General features: G+C 71.1%; 19 protein-coding genes. 6 read left to right on the top strand and 13 right to left on the bottom strand.

Annotated features, from left to right (window positions below; all coding sequences use genetic code 11):
* The 3 genes from IPK71_13740 (at position 1) to IPK71_13730 (ending at position 2610) form a co-directional block, all read left to right on the top strand.
* Positions 1 to 762, top strand: a complete 762-nt coding sequence (locus tag IPK71_13740; protein ID MBK8214796.1) for a hypothetical protein — start codon at positions 1 to 3, stop codon at positions 760 to 762.
* Positions 763 to 827: 65 nt separating this feature from the next.
* Positions 828 to 1844, top strand: coding sequence for a hypothetical protein (locus tag IPK71_13735; GenBank protein ID MBK8214795.1), 1017 nt, complete (start codon positions 828 to 830; stop codon positions 1842 to 1844).
* A gap of 193 nt (positions 1845 to 2037) precedes the next feature.
* Complete coding sequence (locus IPK71_13730; GenBank protein MBK8214794.1) at positions 2038 to 2610, top strand: hypothetical protein; 573 nt, start codon at positions 2038 to 2040, stop codon at positions 2608 to 2610.
* 6 nt (positions 2611 to 2616) lie between these two features.
* Here the strand turns inward: IPK71_13730 and IPK71_13725 are convergent, their stop codons facing one another.
* A complete protein-coding gene (locus IPK71_13725; protein ID MBK8214793.1) occupies positions 2617 to 4092 on the bottom strand; it encodes a sigma-54-dependent Fis family transcriptional regulator in 1476 nt (491 codons plus the stop codon).
* Between the two features lie 68 nt (positions 4093 to 4160).
* Between IPK71_13725 and IPK71_13720 the strand changes: the two genes are divergently transcribed.
* Positions 4161 to 5369 carry a hypothetical protein gene (locus tag IPK71_13720; GenBank protein MBK8214792.1) on the top strand — a complete coding sequence of 403 codons (1209 nt, stop codon included), beginning with the start codon at positions 4161 to 4163 and terminating at the stop codon, positions 5367 to 5369.
* 25 nt (positions 5370 to 5394) lie between these two features.
* Here IPK71_13720 and IPK71_13715 read toward each other — a convergent pair whose 3' ends face one another.
* Positions 5395 to 6366, bottom strand: coding sequence for a hypothetical protein (locus IPK71_13715; protein MBK8214791.1), 972 nt, complete (start codon positions 6364 to 6366; stop codon positions 5395 to 5397).
* 59 nt (positions 6367 to 6425) lie between these two features.
* Positions 6426 to 7745 carry a protein kinase gene (locus tag IPK71_13710; GenBank protein ID MBK8214790.1) on the bottom strand — a complete coding sequence of 440 codons (1320 nt, stop codon included), beginning with the start codon at positions 7743 to 7745 and terminating at the stop codon, positions 6426 to 6428.
* An 86-nt stretch (positions 7746 to 7831) separates the two neighbouring features.
* Here IPK71_13710 and IPK71_13705 point away from each other — a divergent pair, with 86 nt between their 5' ends.
* Complete coding sequence (locus tag IPK71_13705) at positions 7832 to 8878, top strand: hypothetical protein (protein ID MBK8214789.1); 1047 nt, start codon at positions 7832 to 7834, stop codon at positions 8876 to 8878.
* Between the two features lie 35 nt (positions 8879 to 8913).
* On the opposite strand, the gene IPK71_13700 is transcribed toward IPK71_13705, so the two are convergent.
* The 6 genes from IPK71_13700 to IPK71_13675 all read right to left on the bottom strand — a co-directional run bounded on the left by IPK71_13700 (position 8914) and on the right by IPK71_13675 (position 15624).
* Positions 8914 to 10020: a hypothetical protein gene (locus IPK71_13700; GenBank protein ID MBK8214788.1), complete on the bottom strand. Its 1107-nt coding sequence runs from the start codon at positions 10018 to 10020 to the stop codon at positions 8914 to 8916.
* 7 nt (positions 10021 to 10027) lie between these two features.
* Positions 10028 to 11326: a hypothetical protein gene (locus IPK71_13695; GenBank protein ID MBK8214787.1), complete on the bottom strand. Its 1299-nt coding sequence runs from the start codon at positions 11324 to 11326 to the stop codon at positions 10028 to 10030.
* 67 nt (positions 11327 to 11393) lie between these two features.
* A complete protein-coding gene (locus IPK71_13690) occupies positions 11394 to 11963 on the bottom strand; it encodes a hypothetical protein (protein MBK8214786.1) in 570 nt (189 codons plus the stop codon).
* A gap of 202 nt (positions 11964 to 12165) precedes the next feature.
* Positions 12166 to 13245: a hypothetical protein gene (locus tag IPK71_13685; GenBank protein ID MBK8214785.1), complete on the bottom strand. Its 1080-nt coding sequence runs from the start codon at positions 13243 to 13245 to the stop codon at positions 12166 to 12168.
* Positions 13246 to 13365: 120 nt separating this feature from the next.
* The gene (locus IPK71_13680; protein ID MBK8214784.1) at positions 13366 to 14517 is read right to left on the bottom strand and encodes a hypothetical protein; all 1152 of its coding nucleotides are present in this window, start codon (positions 14515 to 14517) and stop codon (positions 13366 to 13368) included.
* A 111-nt stretch (positions 14518 to 14628) separates the two neighbouring features.
* The gene (locus IPK71_13675) at positions 14629 to 15624 is read right to left on the bottom strand and encodes a hypothetical protein (protein ID MBK8214783.1); all 996 of its coding nucleotides are present in this window, start codon (positions 15622 to 15624) and stop codon (positions 14629 to 14631) included.
* A gap of 276 nt (positions 15625 to 15900) precedes the next feature.
* Between IPK71_13675 and IPK71_13670 the strand changes: the two genes are divergently transcribed.
* Complete coding sequence (locus IPK71_13670; protein ID MBK8214782.1) at positions 15901 to 16911, top strand: hypothetical protein; 1011 nt, start codon at positions 15901 to 15903, stop codon at positions 16909 to 16911.
* A 51-nt stretch (positions 16912 to 16962) separates the two neighbouring features.
* On the opposite strand, the gene IPK71_13665 is transcribed toward IPK71_13670, so the two are convergent.
* From IPK71_13665 to IPK71_13650, 4 genes are all read right to left on the bottom strand, one after another.
* Complete coding sequence (locus IPK71_13665; GenBank protein ID MBK8214781.1) at positions 16963 to 18192, bottom strand: hypothetical protein; 1230 nt, start codon at positions 18190 to 18192, stop codon at positions 16963 to 16965.
* Positions 18193 to 18497: 305 nt separating this feature from the next.
* Positions 18498 to 19415, bottom strand: a complete 918-nt coding sequence (locus tag IPK71_13660) for a hypothetical protein (GenBank protein MBK8214780.1) — start codon at positions 19413 to 19415, stop codon at positions 18498 to 18500.
* 341 nt (positions 19416 to 19756) lie between these two features.
* Positions 19757 to 20542: a hypothetical protein gene (locus IPK71_13655; protein MBK8214779.1), complete on the bottom strand. Its 786-nt coding sequence runs from the start codon at positions 20540 to 20542 to the stop codon at positions 19757 to 19759.
* 48 nt (positions 20543 to 20590) lie between these two features.
* Positions 20591 to 22555 (bottom strand): hypothetical protein, encoded by a 1965-nt coding sequence (locus IPK71_13650; protein ID MBK8214778.1) that lies wholly within the window; start codon positions 22553 to 22555, stop codon positions 20591 to 20593.
* Between the last annotated feature and the right edge of the window lie 184 nt (positions 22556 to 22739).

Raw genomic sequence — 22739 nt, 5'->3', positions numbered from 1 at the left:
GTGACCTCGAAGGTGCGCATCGCTGCGGGCGCGGGCCTCGTCTTCGTCGCGGCGCTCGGCTTCGCCATCGCAGGGGCGCGGTTCGCGCCCTCGCGGCCTCCTCCCCTGAAGGCTCTCACCGCGCCCGCGTCCGAGGGCGACACCAGCACGCTGGCGCGCGGCGACACGAAGAAGGCAGAAGCCCTCCCACCGTCGGGAGACGAGCCCGACCTCTCGAGCGTCGCGAACGACGATGCGGCCCCCGACCTACGCGAGCGAGGGCTCGAAACCATCGCCGTCGCGCTCCGGGAGGACGTGCCGACGGCCGTGACCCGCATCGCGGCGACCGATCTCACGAGCGACGGATACGTGGCGGCGAAGGCCATCCGCGCGCTCTCTCGGCTCTCCGAACGCGCATCCGACGCCGACCGGGCCCGCATCGGCGAGCGACTCGCGTCGTGGCTCGCGGCCGAGAGGAGGCGCGACAGCCCCGACGCGCTCGGCAACGTCTCCATCCTGGCCGAAGAGCTCGGGAAGGTGCGCCACCCGAGCTCCGCGAAGGCTCTCGTCGAAGCCCTCGACGCGGCGGACCTCCCGCTTCACGTCGAGTCGCGCATCGTCGCGAGCCTGGGCGAGCTCGCGGACCCTCGGGGCGCTGCGGCCATCGAGCGGTTCGAGGCCAGGGTCCCCGCGCCGACCGGCGACGACGCGTTCGAGGACGCCATCCGTCGCGAGGCCCGAGAGATCGCCGCGACGGCCCGTGACCGAATCTCCCGCGGGTAGAACGCCCGCCCCCCGCATATCGTCCCGACCGCGGTCGCCGCGGTCATCAAGCCTCGAGGTACACCGTGAGACACCGTTCCATCGCCGCCCTCTCGACCCTCGTGCTCGCGCTCGGCGCGTGCAGCTCCACCTCCGGCTCGGCCGCGCCCGAGGGAGACGAAGCCCCGAGCGGCACGCCGGGGCCGAGCGCCCCGTCCGGCGCCACGAGCACGACGCCCTCACCCGCCGCGAGCACCCCCGAGCCCGGCGAGCCGTCCCGCGACGGGGGCCCCGGGAGCGACGGCGGGGGCTGCGCGCTCCCCCCTCGCGACTGCACGGACGGCGCGGCCGAGTGCGGAAAAATCGTGCCCTTCGAGCCCGTCAAGGGACCGGGATACGACAACTACCCACTCAACGGCGAGACCACGCAAAACCAGTATCGGAGCTTCGCTCGGAAGGACCTGGTGATGCTCGTGAAGTGGGTCACCGCGTTCGTCGCGTGCAAGGCCAAGCCCGGGACGGGCAACGGCGCGCCGCTCGGCCTGGGGGACATGAGCGAGGCGAATGGCGCCATCCCGGGGACGTCCGTCGGGAGCCCGGGGCACCCCCAAGGCACCCACACGAACGGCAACGACATGGACATCGCGTACTACCAGGCGCGAGGCACGAACAACAACCTCCGCCCCGTGTGCCCGTACCTCGAGGGTGGGCGCGACGCCTACCATTGTGTCGGCGCACCGGACAATCTCGACGTCCACAAGACGGCGCTCGCGCTCGGCGCGTTCTACGAGAGCGCCCGCGTGCGGATCATCGGCGTAGACGGCCAGGTGGGCCCGCTCGTGCAGGCCGAGCTCGCGAAGATCTGCGCGGAGGGGACCCTGTCGACCCAAGCGTGCAGCCGCGCCAAGTCGGGAATCACGTTCGAGACCACGGACCAGGGCCGCGGCTGGTACCTCTTCCACCACCATCACTTCCACGTGAGCCTGAAGGCCGCGAGCAGCTTCGCCGATCCGGGGATGGCTCTCGGCGGCGTCGGCGCGGTGTCCGAGCTCCACGAGCTCGAACGTTCCCGCACGCCCGGCGAAGCGATCCTGTCGCCCTGAAGGTCGGCGAGGTCAGGACGAAGAGGACACGTACGCCCCTGGACCCGGGCGCGCCCCGGTCGCGCCCCGCTCTCTCGCCACCCTCGACCCCTCGTCCGCGCGGAGAAAACGGCTCGAGCGCGACTCGGCGCGCACCCGAGCACCGCGCGGCTCGCGATCCTCCGATGGCACCCGGGTTGCACTGGGCGAAGGGATGGCACGCATCGTCTCGTATCGCCCTACGCGCACCCCCCTCCGGACATGGGGGCGCATCACAGCGCTCGGGGCGGCTGCGGCGCTCGTGCTGGGCGCGATCCCCGGGTCGGCGCGGGCCGACCGCGGCGCCTCGGGGTGGGTCCTCTCTCGACCCGGCGCGACGAAGGTCACCGCGGGCCACGGGTACCGCCTCTTCGACGTGTACGGGAAGAAGCTCGTGCACCTTCGGCGCGGCAAAGACCCGAGGGTCGAGCCAGCGACGACCGGGGACGACGTCGAGCTCGTCTCCAAGAAGGGGGGCGCGCCCCTGTGCGGCGACCGCGTGACGGTGAAGGTCGGCGGCATGGCGCTCATGCTCGACCCGAAGACCTCCGAGGTCCTCCCGACGAGCGCGGTCGACGCCGACGAGTGGGCCTTCGAGGGGTGCACGAAGGGCAGCCCGATCCCCCTCGGGCGCCCCATAGCGCTCGTGAACCTACGCCGCGGAGACGCGTGGGTCGGCTGCAAGCGCCACGGCGCCGAGGCCTACTGCTGGGACGACAAGCAGCTCATGGGCATCGCGACGGAGTGAGCCATGTCAGCCGTCCTCGCGCAGACCGAGCTTCTTCACGAGGCGCTTCAGGACGTGCCGGTTCGCGAGCCCGAGCTCGCGCCAGGCCTTCTCGTGCACGCCCCCCACGCGATCGAGCGCGGCGCGGACGTCCTCCGCCGTGAGCTTGCGGACGTCGACGCGATCACCCGCGTCGCTGCCCTCGCCCGCTTCACTCCCTTCACTGCCCTCCCCGCCGAGCTCCGCGAGGACCTCCGGCCCGAGATCCGCCGTGTCCCCGGTGCTCGCGGCGAGGCTCGTCCAGAGCAAGAGGTCGAGCTCGCGGACGTGGGTGGTGTAGCCGTGCGTGACGAGGGCCCGCACGAGCTCGATCGAGAGGCGCGGCTCGCCGGTGCGCCCGTTCCAACCCTCGAGGAACCGCTCGCCGATCTCGGCGTCTTTGGCGGCGGCGCGGCGGAGGAGCGCGCGTGCGATGAGCGGGACGTCCTCCTTGCGCTCCTCGAGCGGAGGCACCGAGAGACGCAAGCGGAAGCGGGCGGCGACGTCGGCCTTGAGCGCCGCGACGGGGCGGTTCGTGGCGCCGACGAGGCGGAAGCTCGATGTGCGCACACGCGCGTCGCCGAGCCTCTGGTACTCGCCGCGCTCGTCGAGCACGCGGAGGAGGCGCGTCGACAGCTCGTGGGAGATCTCGCCGATCTCGTCGAGGAAGAGGGTGGACCCGTCGGCCTCGCCGATGAGCCCCGGGCGCTCGGGCATGCCAGCGTTGGGGTAGTTCGCGACGTGCCCGAAGAGCTCGGCGTCGATGATGCCGGCGGGCAGTGTGGCCGCGTTGCGCGAGACCATCTTCTTGCCCTTCTTGCCCGAGAGGTCGTGCACCGTCTGGGCGACGACCTCCTTGCCCGTCCCGCTCTCCCCGAGGAGGAGCAGGTGGGCGCTCCGCGCCGCGACGAACGCCGCCGAGTCCCGGAGCTTCCACGCGACGGGGCTCTCGCCCACGAGCCCGTGAGGGTCGGGCTCGCCGAACGCGTGCTGCGGGCGCCCGAAGCTGCGGGCCGCGGGCATCACGGCGGCGCGCGTCGTCGCGAGGAGGAGGAGCCGGCCTCGCACCTCGCACACGTCCCCCGGGGAGAGCTCGACGGCGGAGACGACGTTCCCACGGGCGTCGAGCAGATCGCGCTTTCCGACGTTTTCGACGCGCACGCCGGACGACGTCGCCGTGACGACGAGCTGCTCGCGCGAGAGGTACGGGTCGGCGAAGGCGCCCGCGGGCTCGTTCTTGCCGGGGCGCTGGAAGACCGGGAGCGCGCGAGGGTGGCGATCGTCCGGGTCCCGCTCGCCACGCCCGAGGACCTTGGCCTCGCCCCTCCTCGCGAAGAGCAGCGCCGCGCCGACGAGGCGAGCTTCGGCGGCGTGCAGGACGATCAGGGCGGGGCGGAGCTCGACCTCGGTCCCGCGGCCTTCGTCTTCGTCGCGTGTGTCGAGGGTGTCACCTTCGGAGGACATGGGCGCTCGGAGTCTCTCCGAAAGCGGAGAGGATGTGTCATCTTATTCCGAGAGAAGCGCGGAGCCGCATGAAGACGAGCGTAAGAATCTGCTTTTTCTCCGCGCTCTCGGGCCTCGCCGCGTGCCAGGCCATCCTCGGCATCGGCGACCGCAGCGTCACGGAGGACGTCGGCGAGGACGCCGCTCGGAGCCCCGAAGAGGCGAGCGCCCCCGACGCTCCCCTCGACCCCCCGGGGCCCGAGGGCTGCGGCCTCGGGCTCACCGCGTGTGGCACTCGCTGCGTCGACGTCCGACGCGATCGGAAGAATTGCGGCGAGTGCGACCGCGACTGCCTCGACACGGAGTGCAGCGCCGGCTCGTGCGAGGTGGGGACCGTCGTCCCCGGGAAGCATGGCGGAGCGGTCTACGTGGACGACGGGGAGCTCTTCTACCGCGCCGAGGACGACGACACGGTCTCCTCTGCGCTCGTCGCGCGGCGCCTCACGACGGGAGAAGAGCGCACGCTCACCCAGGTCGGGCCCTACTTCAGCATGGCGAACGCGGGCCCACGGACGTGGCTCGTCGAGGACGAGGTCGCGGGGTTCCAGCGGATCCGGTTGCTCGACGTGGCGAACGCGACGGTCGTACGCGAGGTTCTGAGGCTGCCGCTCGCCGTGCAGGGCAGCCCCGATCGGCCGTCGATCGTGCAAATGAAGCTCGTCGGGACGACGGTGTACTTCTCGACGACCGCGTCCATGGGGAGGGTCGAGATCGACGGCACTCGCCTCGAGATCGTGAGCTACGTGGGCTCGGGCGACGCCGGAGGGGGCGCCGGCTCATTCACCGTCGAGCGCGACAGGGTCGTCTTTTCGCTCGGCAATGTCGCGACCCTCGTGGCCCAGCCGATGAACCTGAAGCTCGATCGTGTCGAGCTCGATCGCTCGCGCGGCATCGGCTCTCCCTGGGTCACGTCGACCCCCGGCGGGGTGCGTTGGCTCACGAAGGAGGGCCTCCGCGACGTCCCCGGGGACGGAGGCCCCGCCCTCCTTCACCGGTTCTTCGTGGACCACGTCGCCCACGCGGCGACGGACGACGGGGCCCGCCTCTACGTCGCAGACATGCGAGGCGACGAGGACGGCGGCCCCACGGCCGAGTCGCGTATTCTTCGCCACGACCTCACCACGCACCGCGACCTCGTCCTCGCGGCGGGGCTCCCCTCGATGGGGCAGATCGCCGTGGACGACCGCTACGTGTACATCCCCGCGTACGGCGGCCCCATCCTCCGCGTGGCGAAGTAGGAGATTTCCAGGGCGCTCGCTGGCGTCAGAACGTGACGCGGAGCCCGTGCGCCGAGAGCGCCGTGCGCGGAGGGGTCTTCGCGGTGACCCAGAGGTAGGTGCCCACGGCCGCCGCGACGACGCCGAGCCCGAGCCCGAGGTTCGCGCCCCAAGCGAAGGCGTTCGCGGCCTTCTCGGCGTCGGCGCCCTCGCCCGTGCAGCGCGGAGGATCGCCGCAGAGGCGGTCGCTCTCGGCGTGGCGATCGACGGCGAGGATCCCGCTCACGCCGCCCCCGACGAGGAGCACCCCGCCGACCCCGACGAGCACCATGCCGATCCCCTTCCGGGTGCCATCGGTCGGCGCTTCGGGCGTAGGAGAGACGGCGAGCCTGGGCGCCACGGGGGCGTCCTCGAGGGAGCTCACCTCGACGGCCACGACCTTCCCGGGCTCGGTCACGGTCACGTCTTGCCGCAGCTCGCGTTTGCCCGGCGCGGAGACGGTGAGCACGTGCGCGCCCGGGTCCATCGGGACCTCGATGCCCCACGCCTGTTTGCGGACGCTCGCGCCGTCGAAGCGGACGTCGACCCCTTCGAGGCCCGCGACCTTCGGCCCTACCCGCACGACCACCTTGGCGACGAGCGGCCGGAGCCTCGCGAGCGCCGCCACGGCGAGGGCCTCGCGCTCTTTGTTGCCATCCTTCGCGGAGCGCGCCGACGACTCCTCGAAGGCGATGATGGCCGACGCCACCTTCCCCTCTTTTTCGAGGCAAATCGCGAGGTTATAGACGGTGCCGCTCGCGGGATCGAGCCTGTGGCTCTCGGCCAGCTTGGGGCAGGCCTCGGCGAACTTCCCTTCCTGCATCAGGCGGAGCGCGCCGTCGAAGAGCGCCTCGGCGAAGCCCGCCGCCGACTGTGCGTCCCCCGGCGGGCCATCGGCGAAGGCCGATCGCGGCAGACCGACCGCCGCCACGGAGACCACGAGGATGGCCGAGAGCGCGCGTGCGCGGCGACGGAGCATGCCGTGGGCGTGTACCCCACTCGCGGGGGCGCCGAAAGGGAGGAGTGGGGAGCGATGACTCATGTCTTCCGCGAGGTGGCGAGGGGCAGCGCCGAGGCCGACGGCGGCGGTGGGGGCTTCGTCGGGGCGGCCTCGACGGTCGACGACGTGGCCGGCTTGGACGCAGCCGACGTGCCGACCGAAGCCGACACGGAGGGCCGCGCCTTGATGACGGACGAAGGGCGTGGCGAAGGCGCAGCGACGAGGGACGAGCCTTGGAGCGCTACGGAGGACGCGGTCGGCTCCGCGCCCGACGGGGCAGCCGCGACCGTCGACACGAGCGGCCCCGGGACAGTCACGGCCGACGCGGAAGGTGGGGGCTCCGCGCTCGCACCGGCGTTCGGAGACTCGGCGGCACGGAGCCACGCGAGACCTCCCCCGATGCCCACGAAGGCGACCGACGCCAGGACGGCGAGGGACACACGGGACCGCGGGCGACGAGGAGCGACGAGCTCGCCCGAGACCGTAGAGACCTCGCGCGCGGCCGTAGGAGCGCGCCCCGCGAGGACGTCGAGCACCTCGTCGAGCGACGGACGCGAGTCACGCTCGCGCGACAGCATGCGCCCCACGAGCTCCGAGACGTGGGCAGGGCACGCGGGCGCGACCTCCACGAGCGGAGGGAACGTGCGCGTCATGATGGCCTTCAGCACCTGGCCGGAGCCCGCCGCGTCCGTGGGGCGCTTTCCGGCCACGCACTCGTAGGCGACGACACCGAGCGCCCACACGTCCGCGCGCTCGTCGACGTCCACGTCGCCGAAGACCTGCTCCGGAGCCATGTAGTGCAGCGTCCCGAGCATCGCCCCGGTCGCGGTGAGCCCCGTCTCGTCCTTCGCGCGGAGGTCCTTCGCGATGCCGAAATCGATGACCTTCACGGCGCCGTCCCGCAGGACGAAGACGTTGTCCGGCTTGAGGTCACGGTGCACGATGCCGCGTGCGTGGGCCGCCCGGAGCGCCTCGGCGATGGAGACGACGATCCGGACCACCTCCGCGGGCTCGAGGGTCCCGACCCGCGTGAGCCTGGCGCGGAGCGTCTCTCCCTCGAGGCGCTCCATGACGAGGAAGGGAGTGCCCTCGGGCAGCTCGAGGACCTCGAAGACCCGGGCGACGTTCGGGTGTGCGACGGTGGCCGACGCGTGCGCCTCGCGGAGGAGCCGCGCCTCGTTGCTGCCGTCGGACTCTTTGTCGGCGCGCAGGAACTTGAGGGCGCGGCGCTCCCCCGTGCGCTCGTCGACCGCGTCCCACACGACGCCCATCCCGCCCTCGCCGAGCACCTGCTCGAGGCGAAAGTGGGCGCCGACACGCCCTCCGGGCTCGAGCTTCGTCTCGTCGATCTCCAGCATGTCCTCGAAGGACGGGTGGATACGTCCCCTCGTGTGAGGTATACGCCATTTCGGCGCGGGTCACACGATCCTGCCCCCTCCTCGTCATGCGAAAGAGTGCCCTCGTCGGCGGCGTCGCCTGTGTCCTCGTGGCCGCCTGCCAGCTCATCGTCGGCATCGAGGACCGTGACGTCGCGCGCACGGAGGACGGCGGCGGCGACACCTCGACGAGCCCGCCAGACGCCGGCCCCCGTTGCCCGCCGCTCAACGTGCCACCCCGTCCCGACGCCAGCAACGACGGCGGGCTCGACCTCGCCTGGGCGCTCGAGGAGGTCCACTTCGGCCTCGACGGCGGTGTGTACCGGAGCATGAACCTCGACGGGCGATGCACCTGCCCGGACGAGGGCTCGTGCCGACGCCCGGCCGACGCCGGGGGAGAGGCCTGCGACGACGACGCCGGAGGCGACAACGCCGCCTCCGGCATCCTCCGCATCCTGGACGGCACGGTCCTGCGCGAGGACAACTTGAACAAGGCGCTGAGCGAGGGCACGTCGGGCAGCGTCCTCCGGGTCGAGGAGTACAACGGCGAACCGGACGACCCGTACGTCGTCGTCTCTCTCTATGGCGCGCTCGCCCGCGACGGAGGGACGTGGACGCTCGACCGAGACAGCGTCGAGGACGCCCCACCCTGGCACGCTCGCTCCCGCACGCTCTCGGGATACGTCGCCGGAGGTGTCCTCGTGGCCGCGTTCGACTTCACGCTCACCGTCGGCGGGGGCCCTGGGCAGCCGCCCCTCCGCGCCGCGCTGACGAAGGGCCACATCGTCGCCGAGATCACGAAAGAGCGCGCCGTGGGTGTGCTCGCCGGCCGTTGGCCGACCGACAACGTCCTCCGAGGGGTGCTCGGTTTCCCCGACCCGCTCAACTCTGGGGCCCCCATCTGCACGAGCTCCGCCACGTTCGACCTGGTCCGCGGCGTCGTGTGCAACGCCACCGACATCACGAGCGTCGAGAGCGCAGACCGGGGAGCGCTCTGCGACGCGATCAGCGTGAACGTCGCGTTCGTGGCCGGGAAGACGTCCCTCGGCCCCGTCGGCATCCGCCCCGAGGCAGGCACGCCATGCCCTCCGGAGACCCTCCGGAGCTGCCAGTAGCGAGCCGATCGAGCCGACCGGGCGAGCCCCGCAGCTCACGGAGCTCGGACCGCGAGGGGTCGCGGTCGGCCATCGTCGTGGACCTCGAGCGCCCGACGCGCGAAAGGTGCCACCGCGAGGCCTTCGTCGTCCGCGAGGGACTCGAGCGCGTCCTTCGCCGCCACCACGTCGTCCGAGAGCCCCGCGAGCGACGAGGTCGCTTGGACGCGCACACGATGGCTCGCATCGTGACGCGCCGCCCGCTCGAGGCACGCGACACGTTCGGCAGGTGCGGACGTGCCCCACGCGAGCGCCCAGGCCGCCAGGTCGCGCGCGCCGTCGTCGCCGTCCTTCGCGACCACAGCGCACATGGACGCGACGGGAGCGGGCCCTTCGACGAACCGGAAGGCCGCGACGGCCGCTCTCCGTACGGCCGCGTCGCGCGAGGCGAGATCACGGGAGAGCTCGGGGACACAGCTCGCGCATCCCGCGTTCCCGGCCGCGCGCACCGCGAGATCACGCGCTTCACCGCGCGCCCCACGAAGCGAAGCGAGCACGGCCTCCTCCACCCGCGCGGCGACGGCGGACTGGCCCGCGCGTCGCGCCGTGAGCCCCGACGATCCGTAGGCGAGCCACGCCGAACGGCGAACGGCGCTCGGGCCGGGCGCGTGGGCGAGCCGCTCGAGGGCCATGACGAGGTCCATGTCGACCTCGCGCGCGAACCCCGAAGCCTCCACGACCACCTCGTCGCACGAGGTGCGCATCGACTCGAGCGCGTGCCGCACCTCGGAGGGAGAAGACTCCGCGAGCACCGCCGAGGCGACCGCCGCGTGCGCGCGCCCGCACCGAGGCTCGTCGGTCACGACGTGGAACAGCTCCGCTCGCAGCGTGGAGCCCTCGGGGAGCGTCCGCGCGAGCACGAGCGCCTCGTGGTGGATCCGATCGCGCGCGGCGTCCGTCAGGCCCTCGTCGGACGGGAGCCCCGAGGCCCACTCCGGGAGCCTCGACGGGAGCGCGTCCACCGCGCGCGGGGACGGGGCCGGCGCGACGACGGACGTGGGGGTCGCAGAAGCTTCGGGGCGCTCGGTCGTGACGAGCCCTAGGGCGAGCGCAGACAAGAGAGCCGCGGCAGAGAACGTGGTGCGAGAGGTGACGAGCGCCATGGGATCCTCAAAGCTTCGTGGTCTTGCCGCGGAACGACGCGAGCGTTTGGTTGGCCGTGAGCCCGTCCCAGTCGAAGAGGGTCTTCGAGTAGACCTTGTCCCAGTCGAGACCGTCCGTGAGGCTCTGGGGAATTCGCGTGTCGATCTGGAGCGTGACCTCGCCCGACAAGAGCTCGGCGCGGAGCTTCGCGTCGAAATCCTCGACGAGGTTCGGGGGGAACGCGGCGACCCTGCTGCTCATCGGCAGCTCGAGGTCGAGGAAGACGATCGTGCCTTTCACTTTCGCGCGGTACGCGACGGCGCTCACCTTGGCCGTGACGGCGCCCGTCGCGCGGACCCGTGGCGTCACCGAGAGGGCGCAGCGACCGGCGTGGGGCTTCCCTCCGAGGCCGTTCGCCGCCATCGCCGCCGCTTTCGGCCCGGTCGGCGCGGCGCTCGGCCCCTCGGGCGTGTTCGACGTGTCCACTTGGAGCTCGCCGGCCACGGAGCCCTCGACGCCGATCGAGAGCGGCCCCCACCCGTACGAGAGCCCCGCGCTCGGCGGGCTCATGGCCTTCGAGAGACGCCCCTGGCTCGCCCCCGATTTCGGGTACCCGTCGACGGCCTTGCCGGCGAGGTAGATCTCGACCGTCCCCGACGGGCGCCCGTCGCTCACCTTGCCCGAGGCCGCGACCTTCGCGAGAGGGCGCTTCTGATCGAAGAGGTAGATCCCGCCCTCGAGGCTCGCGGCGCACCCCACCGAGCGTGGATCGCCCGTGTCGCGCATGCCGGCCGTCACGTAGACCGCGGCGCGCTTCTTCGTCCCCATCGTCTCTTCGTAGTCGACCTGGAGGGGGTCGTCGTCGGGCGCGGGCCCTCTCGGCGCTTCGATGGGCGAGAGCGTTCCGGGCTGCGCCGGGAGGAGAGCTCCCTCGGTGGTGACCCGCGCTCCCCGCGCGCCCTTCTTCACGAGCAGGCCACGGAACCCCGAGGCCTCGAGCGCCTTCAGGTTCGTCACCTTGCGCGCGAAGGCCGCCTTGTCGCGCGCCGCGTCCCCCGCGGTCGAAGCGTCGAGGTAGAGCTTCCCGCGCTGCGGGCGGTGGTCCGCCTTCACGAGCGACACGCCGTCGCTCTCGAGCGCCTCTTGGAGGTCGTTGAGCTCTTTCTGGAGCTGCGCCTTCGAGACCCGCTCCCCGCCGTCGAGCACGACCATCTCCCCCGCCTTCCCCTGAGGGATCGTGATCCGCGTCCGCGGCGCCGCGTGGGCGATCCCGTACGCGACGAGCGCGCCTCCCAAACCGATGACGATGCCGAGCCTTCGCATCACGACCTCCTCCGAGAAACCGAAGCCCACCCCAGCGGGCGGGCTCCTGCCTCCTCACCTCACGCGACCTTCAGCGCTTCGCGTCGGCCGTTCGGTAGTTCTTCCCGCGGACGGACGTGATGTCGTCGGCCCAGCAGAGGTTGACCCCCGCCGTGCGTTTGCAGCCGACGAGCGAGTCCTTCTCGACGTTGTTGACGAGGGTCACCGAGCCGTTCAGGGGGACGGGCTGCCCCGCCGCGCACGAGAACTTCCACTGGTAGTACTCGTCCTTGTCGAGCTTCGTGCGATCGCTGAGGTTGATGCCCCAGTCCTGCTTCGCGTAGATCATCGCCCGTCCGCTCACCATGAGGGCGAAGGTCTCGCCGCACTTCAGCGGGCCCGAGCCTCCCTTGCGCTTGAACTCGACGTTGGGCGCAGTGCCCGCGTTCCAACCCCAGTTCGCGCCCACGCGATCGTCGAAGACGACGCGGGTCCCCTGATCGAGGTTGTAGAGCTTGTACTTGGTGTCGACCTGAGCGCTCGCGCCCGAGCCCTCGATCTTCCACCCCGAGAGCTCGCGCGCCGACGCCTCGCCGGCCACGATCGCGACCCCGAGCCCCACCAACGCGACCGCACCGACCTTCACGAGCTTCTTCATCATCGTCCTATCCTCCGTAAGGGTTTCACGCGGGCTTCACTCGCCGCGTGCCCTCCCTTCAGCACGCCTCGTGCCACCGAAGGTCGACGTCATTTCGGGCACTTGCCCGCATCGTGCGCGCTCTCGCGTGGGGCGCGCCCCGAGCGCGCCCTTGCCGTCCCATGCCTCTCGCGCGGAGACACCGAGCGGCGAGCTTCGGCTCCCGTCACGGCTCGCGAACGACGACCTCGGCGCGGAGGGCGTACCCCGAAGGCTCGCGAGCGATCGCGGTTCGCAGGTCGAGCTTCCGAAGCGTGGAGATGGCCACGTAGAGACGATCCGCGCCCGACGAGCCGACGAGGGCCTCCCCAGGCCACACGGCGGCGACGAGACGATCGACGGGGACGGGCTCTCCCCCTGCGGCCACGAGGGCGCGCAGCACCCGGCGGACAGGCTCCCTCCGGAGCAGATCGTGCCGGGGCCCGCCGTCGACGGAGAGCCACGACAACTCGCGGTCGACGTCGACACGAGGGACGCCCTCACCGAACGTTTCGCGCAGTCGCCGACCCATCGCGTGGGGATCCGGCGCCGCGCCCACGAACGACCAAAAGCGCTCGACGTGGCGCAACGCCGACACCCCGTCGACCTTCCCCGTCTGCGTCAGGATCGCAAAGAGGGCCCGGGCGAACGCGCGCTCGACGGGCCCGGGCGCCCCCGAGAGGATGCGGGAGAGCGCGGGGGGCACGTCGGCGACCCACGGGATGTGAGCACGCAAGAAGAGGAGCGCCGTATGCACGTCGGACGTCGGTGTCGGAGCGTGGCCCATGGCGACCGTCGGGGCGCGAAAAGCCCGCTCGCTCCACGCGGTCTCGTCGAAGCCGAGGCCGAGGATCTTGAGCGCGCCCGAGCGATCGACGACCACCTGCGAAGGAGCGAGCGCGCCGAGGCAGATGCCGTTCGGGTGCGCCGCCCGCAGGAGGACGCCGAGCGTGTGCGTGACGACGATGGCCTCGGCGTAGGGGACGCTGCGCTTCGCCCAACGGGCCGCGACGTCCTCGAACGTGCCCACCGGGTCGACGTCGAACGCGACCCACGGCACGTCGGCGTCGAGGTCGTGTGCCCAGGGCGCCGGGCTCGCAGGGGAAGACGCGCGAAGATGCGCCTCGGCGACACGCGCGAGGAAGGCCGAGGGGCCGCGCACGAGGAGGCAAGGCCGCCCCCCCGGAGCGATCCCCGCGTGCCACGCGATCTCTCCCGAGCCCGCGAGCTTTCGCACGGCCTTCGGCTCGAAGACACTTCCTCCCATCGTCTCAGCGAGTACCACGGCCCGAGCACGGCCTTCAAGCGGCCGTGGCCCCTCGTGGAGCGGCCCTGCGCGCCGTGAACGTCATCGAGACGAAGCCATCGTGCGCGACGGCACGAGCGGTCAGGGCGAGCCCTTCGGCGGCCAGAACGCGTCGCAGGCGGGGTAAGTGCAGCGGCTCGGGGACATGCCGCCCCACTCGTAGTGCCACGTCTCGTAGGTGAGGCGCTTGCCGCCGGCTTGGGTGACGGCCTGGTCGAGGGCGCGTGATGCCTCCTGCACCTTGGGGGTCGCCTGCTCCGGGGTCACCTTCCACTCGAAGAGGGCTTTCCCGCGCGTGTCGAGCATCTGGATGTCGCACCCGACCCCCGCGCTGTGCGGGTTCGCGCCGGGCCACGCGCGGCCGAGGTTCCGCACGTCCTGGGCCTTCTGCGCCCAGGCGAGGTTCTTCCTCTGCTTGTCGGTCACCGGGGGCGTCTCGGTGTACGTCTTGATCGAGTGCGCGGCCTTCAAGATGTACTCGCAGTCCTCGCGCATCTCGGGCTCGACGGGGCGGTAACACGACTTCACGAAGACCGTGTATTTCCCCTTCCAAGGCGCAGCGGCGGCGATTGCGTCGAGCTTCGTGAGCCCGTCGATCACCCCTTGGGTCGCGCGTGTGTCCGGGCCGACCTTGATCGCCGAGAACGCCGGCATGGGCTTGAGCTCGGGGGAGCTCGGCGGCAGGATCCCCGGCCCCGACATGTTCACGGGTCCGCACTTCGTCGACTGGTCGGTCTCCCCCTCGGGCTTCCAACCGCTCTTGTCGAACGTGCAGGCGCACTGGCAGAAGGTTCGGCACGAGTCGACGTCCGTGCAGAACTTGAGCCCCTTCACGGCATCCACCCGCGCGGTGCCGCCGCACTTCGCCCCCGCGATCGAGGCCCCCGAGCCCCCACCTGCCGGCGCGCCCGAAGGAGCCGACGGCGCGGGCTGCGGGACGGTGAAGAAGGTCGCGTCGTCGCACTTCACGATCCCCGTACGCCCGCCCGATTCGGCCGAGCACGCCGTGCCCTTCGCGAAGAGCGGGCCCTTCGCCGACAGGAGGCGCACACGCGCCCCCGGAGCGAGCATCGTGGGCACGCCGAAGGAGCTCACGAGCGGGAGCGGTTTGGCCACGGTCACGTCCGCCGGGAGGGTGAGCGTGGTGGGCTGCGCGTCGCACGGGGAGGGCGCGGCGACGGCGACGAGGGCGGAGAGGACGAGTCCGACGGACACGATACGGGTGCGCTTCATGCCCTCCCTTCAGCAACCCGAGGGCCAAGACGAGGCACGCACGAACCTAAGCTTTTACGGGCATTTACGGCGACCGTACGCCGTCACGACGGGGGCGCGCCCGGGGCGCGCTCAACGAAAGGCGGCGCGCAAGGTCGCGAGGCGCGCGCGCACGTGCTCCGGCGTCTCGGCCCCGTGGTGGACGATGACGACGCAGAGCTTCCCCTTGAAGCCGGTGGCCTCGAAGTCCGTGTCGGAGTCCACCTTGCCGAAGAGGAGGTCGGCCTTGGGAGGTTGCGCCGCACTGGCGCCGAGCCGTGGCCCGTAGGTCTGCGCGCCGACGTGGAGGTAGAGCTTCTCGGCGCTCACTTGGAGCGCGACGGCCTCGAGCTCCTCTGCAGCATTCTCCGGTCTCGCCGAAGGCTCCGCGAGCTCGAACCCCGTGCCGGTGGCCACGGTCGCTTCGAGGCGTGCCGCGTACTTCCGCTCGCTGACCAACGACGTCCGGTCGATGAGGCGATACTCGGAGAACAACGCGTAGCCACGGTACGAATAGTGCCACCCCTCTGCGGAGGCATCGTCGGTCGAGATCGTCCGAGCAAGCGCGACACGACCGAAGCTTCCCTTGTCCAGGACCGCGCTCGGTTTCACGACCGCCAACACCGTGAGCTCGCCGGCGCTCGGGTAGAGAAACCCATCGTCGACGAGCGTGAGGAGGGATCCTGCCGAGAACTCCGCGCACGAACGACCGCCGACCGACGCGACGAAGGGGGGAGCCCCTTTCGTCGACGAGGTGTTCGTCGCCTTTCGAGCCCCCGACACCACGTCGCGCCAGGCGGTGATTTGCCCGTTCGGCTCGTACTCGAGCGAGTCCGGTGTGAACGCGACGACGTCCCCTTGCTCGACCACGTTCGGGAAAGCGCCTGCGTCCCCCGGGAGGCCCGCATCTCCACCGTCTCCCCCGTCGGGCGTGACCGGCGCGCCGTCGGGAAGCACGGCAGAATCGGGCGAAGGGCCCGCTTCCGGCGCCCCGGCGTCCCCCTCGAAGACTTCGCGCGACTCGATCCCGAGGAGGAGCTGACACCCCCCGAGAACGAACAGCGCGGCGACGAACAACCCCCTCGACATCACGCCGTCCTATAGCCGAGCTCTGCCGAAAGGCGAGGCGCGATCCCGCGTATTTTGCTAGCGCCGGCCAAGTGAGGGACGCGCGCAAGTCGAATCGCGGGGTTACACGCCACGCGCCGCGCGAGTCGTCCCCCGAGACCGTTTTGGTCCTCTCGGGCGCGCCCGGCGCGCGCCCCATGGTGGGCGTGACGATACCCCGAGTTTCCCGGCCTTTTTCGAGCGGGTGGCTTGGCACCGACGTTGCGATGGGCCTTCGCACCGCGAAAGGACTCTCTCATGCGCATCGCTTCTTCGCTCCTCGTCTCGCTCGCCGCCGTCACCGTGCTCGCCGCCACCGTGGCGCCGTCCGCCAACGCCCAAACGGGGGGCGCGTGCTCTCCCGCCGCGCCGCGAGGCTACGTGCGCGCGCAGGTCGAGAGCGCCGACGGCACGGGCAACGCGACCCTGCGCTTCGGGGCCGAGGTGACCGGGCGCCTGAAGCCGAAGGCCGGCGACGCCGTCTACCTCGCGACCTGCAACGGCTTCCGCGCCCCTGGGCGAGGCTCGCAGACCGAGATCCGACAGGTGAGCGGCGCGACGGCCAAGGTCGTCTTCGGGCTTCCGGCCGCTCAAATCGTCGGCAAGTACGTCTTCGTCGACACGGGGTACGACTCGGAGCCCCCGCTCTTCGAGGGAGAGGTGCGGCCCCCGAGCGGCTACGTGCAAGCCAGCATCACGGACATCCAAGTCAAGAACGGGAAGACCCAGATCGCCGTCGGTGCATCCTACACGGATGGAGTCTTCCCTGGAGCGAAGGGCTACATCGTCAACGAGAAGGGGCAACCCGTCGCCGGCGGCGCCTTCGTGATCGAGCGCCTCGGCAGCGAGCACGTCACCGTCGCGATGGTCGACGCCGGCCGCGACGTGGTCATCTCGAACCAGCAGGTGTTCGTCGAGCGGTCGATGCGCCGCTGCCAGGCCCCGGATCCCGTGCCTCCGCCCGCCGCCGAGCTCGCGAAGACCGTGCAGGGAGGCCCGGCGCCCGCGGGTTGGACCCTCGTCGACGTGCCGACGACCCGCTCCTCGTGGCCCCAGGTGACGCTCCCCGTGGGCAGCGACCAGGGCGTCGTCCCTCCCGCGAAGGTGTGGTTCATCGTCGGGAGGACGGGCTTCGGCGCCCCGCTCCCGATCGTGCCCGCCGCGTCGAACGTCGAGTCGATCCGCGCGAGCTCGTCGGTCGTGACGGCGCCCGACAACCTGCGCAGCGCGCCCTTCCGCGTCCTCGTCCAGACCACGAAGTGCCGCTGAGCGCTGGCGGGGGGGCGACGTCACCGGCACGCGCGCGGGGCGTACGGGTCTTCAGGTCCGCGCGACGACGACCCCGCGCTCCGCGAGCGCCTTCGCGAGCTTCGGGGGGAGCGTGACCGCCTCGGGGAGCGTCAGCTTCTCGAGGCTCGTCAGCTTGGCAAGCGCGTCGAGCTTCTTCGGGACGTTCCGACCGAGCACGAGCTCGCGGAGGGCGGGGAGCGACGCGAGCGGCGCGAGGTCCGGGGCCTTCTTCGAGTCGAACGTGACGCTCTCCAGGTCGAGGCGCGCGAGCTCCGAGAGGCGCTCGATCTCGCGCAGCGACGTGACGGCCATGTAGTCGTCCTCTCCCCCCGTCTCGACGCCGACGAGCTGCTCGAACGTCGCCTCGAACGAGAGGTCGCGTCCGAGGACCGTGACCTTCGCGAGCTGGCTCTCGCGGATACGGAGCTTCTTGAGCGCCTTGACGGCCCTCGCGATGTGCTCGTGCTCGTCGTTCCCTTCGCCGACCTCGGCATGCGCACGGAGCGCGGCGTGGAGCTCCTCGAGCGAGATCGCGTCGAGCGCGAAGAGGGCCGACACGACGGCATAGTGGAGGCCCGCGTCCGAAAAAACGAACGTGGCCTCCGCCGAGGCCGTAGCGGCGAGTACCGGCTTGGGCACGGGCTTGGGCGCGCGTGACGCCGGCAGCTTGAGCCCCTTCGGCAGCCCCTTCGGTTTGTTGGAGAAGAGAGAGGCCAGGTACGGCGCGTGCTCGTCGCGTGGCACCTTGCGGAACGTCACGGTGGGCTTCGCGCCGTAGGCGTTTCCGAACGTTCCGCCGAGCTTGAGCGGCGGAAAGATGCCCCACATCTCCCCCACCCCGAGCGGCTCTTTCTCGAGGCCTCGACCCTCGAGCTCCGGGTACCAGGTGAACACGTCCATGAAGAGCAACGTAAAGGCGATGTACGGCTCCGCCTCCGTGACGCTCCCTGTGTGCGGATCGAGCGCGAAGATCGCGTCGCGCGTCGCGAACACGAGGAGCCCGAGCGAGCTCGTCATGAAGAGGTGCGCCTTCGCGGGGTCGATGCCCCAGGCCTCGAGGAGGTGGGGGCTCTCCCCCGGGAGCTGCGTCGTGAGAAACGCCCTCGTCGTCCTCCCCACGCGGGAGAGGAGCGCGACGACCTGCTCCGGGACCTCGCCGGCGAGCTTCGCGAGCTCACCTTCGGTGAAGGGGCGCTCGGTCACCATCGGGTGAGCTTCGAGGAAGGAGTCGACGTGCTGCATGGAGCTCGGTTCGTTCATGGTCGCCTCGAGGATAAGGCGGCGCCCTCCGGCGAACGACCTCCCGCGCGGAGGCATACGCGAGGAGGTGCCCGCCCCTCCCCCCGCCGCTGCCAACGCGGGCCTCCCTGGTTGCGTCGCTCTCCGATCTGGGCTCGACCGGCCTGACGCTCGACCGCGGCGGCCAAACCTACCGAACGGCCCACGCGCTCAGGCACGTCGCGCGAGAGGTCACCGAGGGACACGCTCGAGCGCGGGGAGGCTCGGCGCCGCGCCCGGCCTCGATCCCAGCGCCTGCTGCGCGGTACGACCACGACGCGCGGACGTCACGCCTCCGCGCGAGCGGCCGCGGCGCTGCGTGCCCTTCGCCGGCGCGTGCGCTCGTAGCCGCTCGTGACCTCGCGCACGATCGAGGGATGCGCCCTGTACGCGTAGCGAAATACCTTGCGGGCCGTCGAGACGCGCCGGAGAAGGAGCGAGATGTACGCGTCGCGGGTCTGCGCCGCGATCTTGCTGGAGGCGTCGTGACGGACGTGGCGAACGCGGAGGGCGTCCGCGAGGCGCACCGCTTCGTCTACGGTCGCCGGCTCGAGCCCGGGGATCGCGGCGAACGCGTCCGCGTAGTCTCGCGCGTAGAGGGCGAACGCGGCGATCGCGTCGGCGAGCATCGCGTGCGCGCGCGGGTCGGCTTCGTGCGACCGCTCGAGGAGGGTGAGCCTGTGCTCCTTCTCGGCGCGGACGCCATCGTCGTCTTCGAGGTCGGCGTCGAACCGAGCGGCGGCGCGGAGCTCGCGGTACACGAACGAGGCACGTTCGACCACGGACGCGTCGGCCCGCACCACGAGCGCGCGCGCCGCGTCCCGCGAAGACTGAACCCGATCGATGAGGTGGAGGATCTCGGCGATCGTCGCTTCGGGCAACCTCCGAGAGAACGCCGAGAGGCTCGGCCAGCGCGCGGGGTTCGGCGAACGCCAGTACTTCGCCAAGGTCACGGCCACCCCGAAGGCCTCCGAGAGGTAGAGCGCGAGGGGCACACCGAGGTCGGCCGGCGTCAAGGTGACGCGAGCCTCTTCGGCCTCGGCGTCGACACGCGACACGAGCTCGGACGTGATGCGCTCGCGCAATCGTGTGACGTCCACGGCCTCGGCCGGGGGCAGCTCCCCGCCCGTGTCGAGGCTCGTCGGGATCTCGTTCTTCTTCGGCCTGACGGGACGCGCCTTTGGCTTCGTTGGGGTCGTCTTCATGGTCGTTCTCGCGGGCAGTGGCCAGCGTCCGCTCGCTGGCAAGGGGACGTCGGCGCCCATGGGCTTGGCGTTGCCATCTTTCTTTCGACCCTGGAGAACTTGGCAGAAAGACCATTCCTTTCATACACTTGCAGCAAGTGTCCCGGGAGCCCTAGGGGCTGTCCCGGGAACGCGGGGGGCTGTCCCGGGAGCCCTAGGGGCTGTCCCGGGAACGCGGGGGGCTGTCCCGGAAGCTCGGGGGGCTGTCCCGGGAGCTACGACGCCACGAGAGTAGGAGGTCTCTCTATGTCCCGGGGACGGCCTCGGAGGCGCCATCTCGACTGAGGCGAGCCCCGCGTGGCCTACTGCACCTTTCGACCTCGCCGCTTCGCCGTGCGGCGGTTCACCTCGGCCGCCGCGGCCCTCACCATGCGCTCGCGCCCCTGCGCGACGATCGTTCGCGCGTCTCCCCGCACGAGGACGAGCGAATGGAACGCCGAGTCGTCGATGCTGTCGGTCTCGGCCTTGTCGAACGAGGAGAGCGCGATCTCCTCGGGCACGCTCGGCCCGAGCCGAGGCGCGAAGATCCGAAGGACGCCCGCCGCACGGTCGACCTCGATCCGCGTCCTACGGCCGAGGCCGATCATCAACGCCGCGAAGCCGGCGGACACCAGCGCGGACACCCACGCCCCCGCCGTCGACGTGCGCGAGGCCTCCCACGAGAGCGCCTGACCGTCGTTTACGAAGGCGTTGGCTTCTCCTTCGGCTCGCCGCGCGAAGGCCGTGTTCACACCTCGATGGAGCTGCCCATGGGGAACGACGAGCCGGACGTCGTCGCCGTCGTCGCTGGGGTACGACACGTACCGAACGTCGCCCCGCCGGAGCGTGAAGTGGACCGGGGCGTCGGTGGGGACCAGGCTGCGATCGAAGGCCTCGCACGTCGGCTCGGCCCCCGGCGCGGACCGCACGCAGCGCACCGTCGAGGTGCCGTACGAGAACGATGCGACGAGGACCGCGAGCCCAGTCACGACGGCGCACGAGAGCGCGACCTCGGGCCACGTGTACCGGGTCACGTAGAACGGCCGCGGGGGCGCAGGCGCGGGCGCGGGCGGTTCGGGAGGCCTCGGAGCAGGAGCTCGATACGCCATGGGAGTGCGACGCCGACGTTCGGCGCGGACGTGCGACGCCCGCGCGAGTCAGCGATCGTCCTCCGCGACGACGACGAGGGCGTCTCCGGGGCCGATGGTCACGAGCTCGTCCTTCGGGGGGACGAGGCTCACGCCGAAGTTCTTCGATGGGTTCGCCTCGTGGAGGCCGAGCTTGAAGCCGATGCACACCTCGCCGTTCCGTTTCTGCGCGAGGCGCATGAGATCCGCGTAGCGGACCTCCGCGGGCAAGACATCGAAGTAGAGCGAGGCCGGCTTCACGTAGATCTCGGAGCCCTCCTCACGGAAGAGATCGTCGTAGACGGCCTTCATGCGCGGCTCCTGGGAGAGCTGCGCGAACACCATGGAGACGAGCCGCTCGGAGATGATGAAGTCGTCCACGCCGGCCCGCGCGATGAGGTCCTGGTTCTCGGAGTCGAGGACCTCGGTGATGATCTTCGTCCGGACGGGTGCCCCGGCGGCGTGGTCGCGGCGTAGGCGCCGGAGGTGCAAGAGCACCATGAGGCTCTCGGAGTCGATGCGCTCCGCGCCGTGCTCGCTCGAGGGGTCACGGCGTAGCACGAGGACCGTGTCGTACGAGAACGGGCGCACCGACGCGAGCGCGTCACGGTCGAGCGGGTTCACGTCGAGCACGTCGACCGAGATCCGAGCCTCGGAGAGCTCGGCACGGGCCGCGTCGACCTCGGTGCGGGCGGTCGTGACGTCGCCATGAAGGAGCACGTCGACCCGGGAGCCCTCGAGCACGTACTCCGCGTACTCCCGCACGACGGTCGGCGCCTTGGGGCTCCAGCCGACGACGAGCATGCGCTCTTGCCTGCGCTCGACGCGGCGCTGCGTGGGGACCCCCTCCTGCGGGACCACGACGGGCGCCTTCGCCATGTCGATCGACGAGTCGTCTTGGGCCACGATCACGATCTCGTCGTCGGGCATGAGCGGAGTCTCCGGAGGGGGGCGCATCGTCAGGCGGCCGTCGGCGTGGCGCACGCCGATGGGCACGCCGTCCTTGAAGCGGAACTGGAGCTCTCCGAAGGAGACTCCTCCCCAGTCGGACTTGTGGAAGTAGATCTCGCAGCCGTCGAACGAGAGCAGCTCCGAGTAGACGACCGCGAGGCCGCTCGTTCGGGACGTCTGCACCATGATCTTCGCGAGCATCTCCTCGGCGTCCACGACCACGACGCGCCCGGGGGCGACGTCCTCGACGAGCTGGCGGTTTTTCCCGTCGAACACCTCGGCGACGATGCTCACCTCATGGTCGTGTGGCACGGACGAGGCGAGGGCGAGCACGGTCTTCACGACGTGCGCGTCGCTCGCGAGCTTCTCGTCCTCGGAGGCCGCGGCGTCGCACGTCGCCAGCACGATCGCCGACCGCGCCGACGGGGCGTTCACGTGCCGCAGGCTCGCGAGCGAGGCCGTGGACCCGCTCCGCGTCACGACACGGGTAGTGCGCCGATTGGTGAACTGCGTGCGGAGGTGCTCGTCCATCGCCTCTTTCTCGGCGGGAGACAGCACGACGACGACGGCGTCCGACTCGCTCTCGTTCGCGATCGCGAGCTCGTTCAAGATCTCGATGACGCGCGATCCCCAGCCGAGCACGAGCGTGTGCCCTCCCTCGATGACGCGGCTGTGCCCCTTCTTGAGGTGCGCGATCGCGTCGTTCAGCGCGGTGTTGATGAACGCGATGAGCGACGAGAAGATGATGACCCCCGTGAAGCCAGACGCGATCGCGGCGATCTTGTAGGTCGCCGCGGTCTCGTTGTCTTGGCTCATGTTGCCAGGGTCCGTGAGCTGCAAGAACGTGATCCACGCGTGCCGGCGGACGGCCGTGTCGTCCGACACGACGAGCCCGAGGAGGCCGCGGAGGAGCACGAGGCCGCCTATCGCGACGAGGAACGAGATCACGAGCGACACGAAGAGAGCGCCGCTCCCCCCCGCCAGGAAGTTGTCGACTCGGTACCGCAGGCGTTCGCGCAACGTGGACGCAGAAGACACGGTCATGGATGGCTCCTCATCGTGCACCCGACCATAAACTACGGCGAAGCCCGCGCGAGGCGCGAAAGGGCGCCCATCGCGTATGGATCACGTGTGGCGTTTCGCCACAGGTCGCGCCCGCAGCGGGGTTCGTCGGGTGCCACCACGAGAGAGGGGGCGCGACAGTCGCAACGCGATCGACGGTGCGCCC

This window comes from Myxococcales bacterium (genome assembly GCA_016712525.1).
Classification (GTDB): domain Bacteria; phylum Myxococcota_A; class Polyangia; order Polyangiales; family Polyangiaceae; genus JAAFHV01.
Note: the sequence above shows the minus strand (reverse complement) of the source record. Positions and strands in the feature narration are given on the sequence as shown.